The 5107-nt window shown below is 37.6% G+C and carries 3 protein-coding genes and 2 pseudogenes; all 5 read right to left on the bottom strand.

Going from position 1 to position 5107, the window contains the following annotated elements; translation table 11 throughout:
• Positions 1 to 450: pseudogene (locus RT261_RS19525) on the bottom strand (ABC transporter permease); the annotation flags it as partial.
• Entirely contained in the window at positions 443 to 1474 is a 1032-nt protein-coding gene (locus RT261_RS19520; RefSeq protein ID WP_442871784.1) for an ABC transporter ATP-binding protein, read from the bottom strand. The gene RT261_RS19520 and the pseudogene RT261_RS19525, both read right to left, overlap by 8 nt.
• 4 nt (positions 1475 to 1478) lie before the next feature.
• Positions 1479 to 2471: an ABC transporter ATP-binding protein gene (locus tag RT261_RS19515; protein WP_313134803.1), complete on the bottom strand. Its 993-nt coding sequence runs from the start codon at positions 2469 to 2471 to the stop codon at positions 1479 to 1481.
• A gap of 23 nt (positions 2472 to 2494) precedes the next feature.
• Positions 2495 to 4159: an ABC transporter substrate-binding protein gene (locus RT261_RS19510; RefSeq protein ID WP_313134802.1), complete on the bottom strand. Its 1665-nt coding sequence runs from the start codon at positions 4157 to 4159 to the stop codon at positions 2495 to 2497.
• Between the two features lie 305 nt (positions 4160 to 4464).
• A pseudogene (locus RT261_RS19505) lies at positions 4465 to 4731 on the bottom strand (sigma-70 family RNA polymerase sigma factor); the annotation flags it as partial.
• Between the last annotated feature and the right edge of the window lie 376 nt (positions 4732 to 5107).

Here is a 5107-nt window from a genome sequence, read left to right as displayed (position 1 = left end):
AAATATCAGGGAAAGAAAAAAACTTGGAATACTGCTTCCTAAGAAGGAAAGAGATACCAAAGTGTAATCACGTTTTGTGTAACGATGTACTGCACTATAGATACCTGAGGGTATCGCTATAATTAGGCCTATAATTATGGATGTGCCCATTAATAAAAGAGTAGGTCCGATATGGCTTCCTATAATTTCACTAACAGGCTGATAATTCTTAATCGAATATCCCAGATTTCCCTGAAGCAGCTGGCTTAACCAATTAAGATACTGCTGATATATTGGCTGATCCAAACCTAATCTGGAAGCCTTTACTTCTACTGCTGCAGCTGTAACTCTGGGTCCTGCCATCATTTCCAAAGGACTTCCTGCAAGACTCATTATCATAAAATCAATAATGGTAATGCCGAGAAGAACAGGCAGAGCTGTCAATATTCTTTTTACAATATATTTAAACATTTTGATTTTCCTCCGTTCCATTAGGGAAATCTTTTCTCAGTATGTTATCTGACATCACTGGACAGGCAGATAAGTGGCTGCTACCGGGGCTAACTGGTTCTAATCCCGGTTCCATTTCTCTACAGGATTCCTTGGCATAAGGACAGCGGGGATGAAATCTGCAGCCACCGGGAGGTGCTGCGGCAGAGGGTATTTCTCCACTTAGGACGATTCGGTTCCTGTCACGATGTTTTGGATCCGGCAAAGGAGAAGCATCAAAAAGAGCCTTAGAATATGGATGTACCGGATTATTAAAAAGTTCCTCCGTATCTGCAAGTTCTACAACTTTTCCCAGATACATAACTGCGATTCGATTACTTATATAATGAACAGCTCCCAGTCCATGTCCAATAAATACATAAGTCAGTCCTAATTCTTCCTGTAATTGTCTTAATAAGTTTAACACCTGCGCCTGAACAGAAACATCCAGAGCACTAACCGGCTCATCACATACAATTAGTTTAGGATTTATGGACAGCGCTTTTGCTATTCCAATTCTTTGCCTTTGTCCTCCTGAAAATTCATGAGGGTATCTGTGCCTGACTGAGCTTGGTAAGCCTACCAGATTCAGAAGCCGGTTTACCTCATGACTTATATTTTCCTTTTTGACAATTCCATGATAGAGCATAGGCGCAGCCAGTATGTCATAAATCTGCTTTCTTGGGTTCAGAGAAGAAGTGGAGTCTTGAAATATCATCTGAAATTCTGTACGTATTCCTTGAAGCTGGCGTACAGACATATTAGATATATCCTGATCTTTATAAAGAACGCGGCCTGAAGTAGGCCGCTCCAAAGCTATCATCTGTCGTCCCATTGTTGACTTACCACAGCCGGATTCCCCCACGATACCAAGGGTTTCTCCTTCATAAATGGTTAAATCAACCCCGTCCACAGATTGTATCATATTCTTATGTCCTATGAAACCGGCTCCCTTAGCCGGATAATATTTTTTAAGATTCTCTATCCGCATTAAAGGTTCTTTCATTTCTTTATGAAACATTGAATATCTTCTCCTTTCCGGTTTGGGCAAGACGGCAACGTACCATATGTTGTGAATCCAGTTCCTTATACAACTGCCTGTTTGCACATTCAGGGGAAGCATAGGGACATCGTTTGGCAAAACGACATCCCTTCATATTCTGGTATTTTTCAGGTACTGTTCCGGGAATAGATGCTAATTTTTGATTTCTATTACCATAAATACTTGGAACAGACTGCAATAATGCCTGTGTGTAGGGATGAGCAGGATTTTCAAAAAGTGTATTTACATCCGCTTCTTCCACACATTGTCCTGCATACATTACAATTACCCTGTCTGCCAATTCCGCAACCAGTCCAATGTCATGGGTAATTAATATAATTGACATCTTAAATTCCTCACGAAGTTCAAGTAAAAGTTTCATGATCTGTAATTGTATGGTTACATCTAAAGCTGTGGTAGGCTCATCTGCTATGATAAGTTTTGGATGACAGGCAAGTGCCATGGCTATCATAGCTCTCTGGCGCATGCCGCCGGAGAGCATATGGGGATATTTCTTTAATATAGCTTTCGGATCCGGAAGTCCAACCTTTTCCAGCATTTCAATGGCGTATTCCCTTGCTGCTTTTTTATCATACCCCAAATGGATACGAATGGTTTCCTCCAGCTGATTTCCTATTGTAAATACTGGATTGAGGCTGTTCATAACATCCTGAAATACCATGGCAGCTTCATTTCCCCTGATCTTATCCAGTTCTTTATCCGTCATTTTGAGTAAGTCTTTTCCTTCAAAGAGCACTTCCCCGCCAATAACTTTGGCTGTATTACTTAGGAGCCCCATAATTGACAAAGCGGTCACACTCTTACCACACCCGGATTCTCCTACTATGCAAAGGATTTCGCCCGGATTTACCGAAAAGTTTACTTTATCCGTACAAATTATCTGTTTATGATCTTCTTTAAATGCAACTTCCAGTTCCTTTACTTCCAATAATGGTGCCATCTGTCCCGCCCCCTTTACTTCTATTATTCTGCTATTTCCCATTCATATACGTTGAGGAAAGTACCATATACATCTGGCACTACATTTTGAAGACGATTGCTTTTTGCACCAAGGGCACTGATGATATATGCCGAAATCATTGGTACTTCCTTTTGTACATAAGTGTCTATGGTAAGATACAGATCCTTCATTTCTTCCATCTCTTTTACTGTCTGGGTTTTAACTAGAGCAGCTGAAATTTCTTCATTATAATATCCCGTCCAGCCCTCTTTGGATAACAGCCAGTCAACATCTGTATATGGATCAACTGGTGTAAACGTATATTGGATTGCTATAATATCAAATTCTTTATTACCTGCAACCGACATTAATGTTGATAAATCAACGGTATTAACTTTCAAATTAATTCCTATTTCCGCTAACTGGGCAGTAAAGAAACTAGCAACCTGGACAAATGTAGTGTCTCCACTATTTACATAGAAGGTATATTGTGTAGAGGGATCCCATCCATCTGCTACTGCTTCTTTTACTAAAGCGGCAGCCTTTTGTGGATCATACTCCACAGGTTTTAAGCTGCTATCATAGAATGGACCTGCACTTGCAAGGAAGCCATCCACAATTTCTCCATTCCCATTCAGGATTTCGTTCAATATAGTTTCTCTATCAATACCATAAAGTATTGCCTGACGAATTCGTGTATCCGTAATATTATCCGTATTAATAAAAATTGACTGGTTTGTAACTGGCGTTCCTTCAAATACATTGATATTATTTAAAGCTTTCACAGACTCGTAGTCTTCCTGTAATATTACTCCTGTTGTCTGCTGTACCAAATCAATTTCACCTGACTGAAGCCCTGCAAGAAGTTGACTGGAAGTCACCACTTTAATATTTAAGTTTTTAATCTTAGGAACACCTTTCCAATAATTATCATTTGCAGTATATGTTACATAATGATTTAAATCAAAATCGGTTATAAAATAAGGCCCACTTATTACAGTAGGTGCGTTAAACCATTTATAAGTCAATAAATCTTCTCTTGGAACATCCCCTAATATATGTTCCGGTAAAATTAATATGTATCTTCCATAAATATTATTAAATGCATAAAGAGCCATTTCTGATTTTGTTGTAATTTCCACCGTCTTTTCATCTATAGCTTTGATTCCACTGATTTCCTCTGCGCCGGCTTCTACATATCCATCATCACCAACACCTGCAATTTTATATATGGACATACCTGTATTACCTACTTCCGGGCTTGCCCAGCATAAAAAACTAAATAATACATCTTTAGATGTAATTGGTGTACCATCAGACCAAGTTGCATTTTCATCCAGTTTAATTGTAAAATGCTTATTATCTTCCGTTGTAATTTCTTTTGCTATTTGTGCTTCAAATTCCAAATCCTTATTTAATTCTACCAGAGAAAGAAAGGAAAGTGAAGCAGCATATTTTACGACTTCCGTACCATCTTGAAGCAATGGGTTTAAAGAGCCTATAATGTCTGTTACTCCTATATTAACAATATCCCCTGAGTTTCCTCCCTTTGTATTAACTCCGCTAATATTATCTGCATTTTCTACCTTCGCTGAGTTATCTGCATTTTTCTTTCCACAAGCTGTTAATGTAATCATTGCCATCGTTATTAACAATATAACTATTCTTGTACTACTGTTTTTTTTCATATAATCCTCGATTCCGCGCTTTAGCGCCTTTTATGACCTATCTCCTCATGTACCACTTCTTTCATAGGTACATATCTAAATATATCATGTATCTTCTTTTTTTTCAACATTTCATACCATATTCATATGAATAGTGTGGTTTTGATTATAACTCTATGGCTATTAAGTGTCAACAAATATAATGAATATTTTTACTAAAAAACCAATTTAACTCATATAAGAAAAAGACTTCCCTATTACATTAAGTTTTAAGGAAACCTTCTGATTTATTTCTAGTTTTCATTACCGCCAAAGTGCAAAGGTGCATTATCAATACATCGGGATGCATAAGTAGCAAGTCTAATACCTTTATCAGCATCAAAGGTGTCTATTGCCTTGATCAGTCCGATTGTGCCAATAGATATCAGGTCATCTATGTCTTTGTCCGCCGTATTATATTTTTTGACAATATGTGCAACTAGACGGAGATTTCTTTCAATTAGGATGTCTCTCGCTTCCTTACTACCTTGTTTACATAGGTTCAAGATATCCGTTTCTTCCTTGGCGCTCAGTGGTTTCGGAAAAGATTTCACTGAATAAGCACCTCAATGATTAGAGTTTATTATTAATCTATGTTAGTGGGACCAATTAAGTGCCTTTCCTACAATTTATTCGTAAGATATTTCTTAATAGTTTTAAAGAATATATAAAAATTTAGGTTATTAACAATAGTACGCTTTGCCCAATATGGGGTATTCAGACCATAGAGAGTGGGGGATATTGTATATTGCTTGTTCCATATAGAAATTCGATGGTTCTAATACGATAGGAATCGCTTAAAGCATATTTAAAAATTGAGAACTCCTCGGCTATGCCTCGTCAAACATCTCATTTTTTAAATATTGGCGCGATTCCTATCATATAAGAACCATTAGCGAATTTCTCAAAGTCACTAGCAATATACAATAT

This window comes from Anaerocolumna sp. (assembly GCF_032079385.1).
Lineage (GTDB): Bacteria > Bacillota > Clostridia > Lachnospirales > Lachnospiraceae > Anaerocolumna.
The sequence above is the reverse complement of the archived record's forward strand: the minus strand, read 5'-3'. Positions and strand labels throughout refer to the sequence as shown.

Coding starts and splice junctions, on each gene's coding strand:
- RT261_RS19520 (WP_442871784.1), bottom strand. CDS start 1,474: ATGAAAGAACCTTTAATGCGGATAGAGAATCTTAAAAAATATTATCCG.
- RT261_RS19515 (WP_313134803.1), bottom strand. CDS start 2,471: ATGGCACCATTATTGGAAGTAAAGGAACTGGAAGTTGCATTTAAAGAA.
- RT261_RS19510 (WP_313134802.1), bottom strand. CDS start 4,159: ATGAAAAAAAACAGTAGTACAAGAATAGTTATATTGTTAATAACGATG.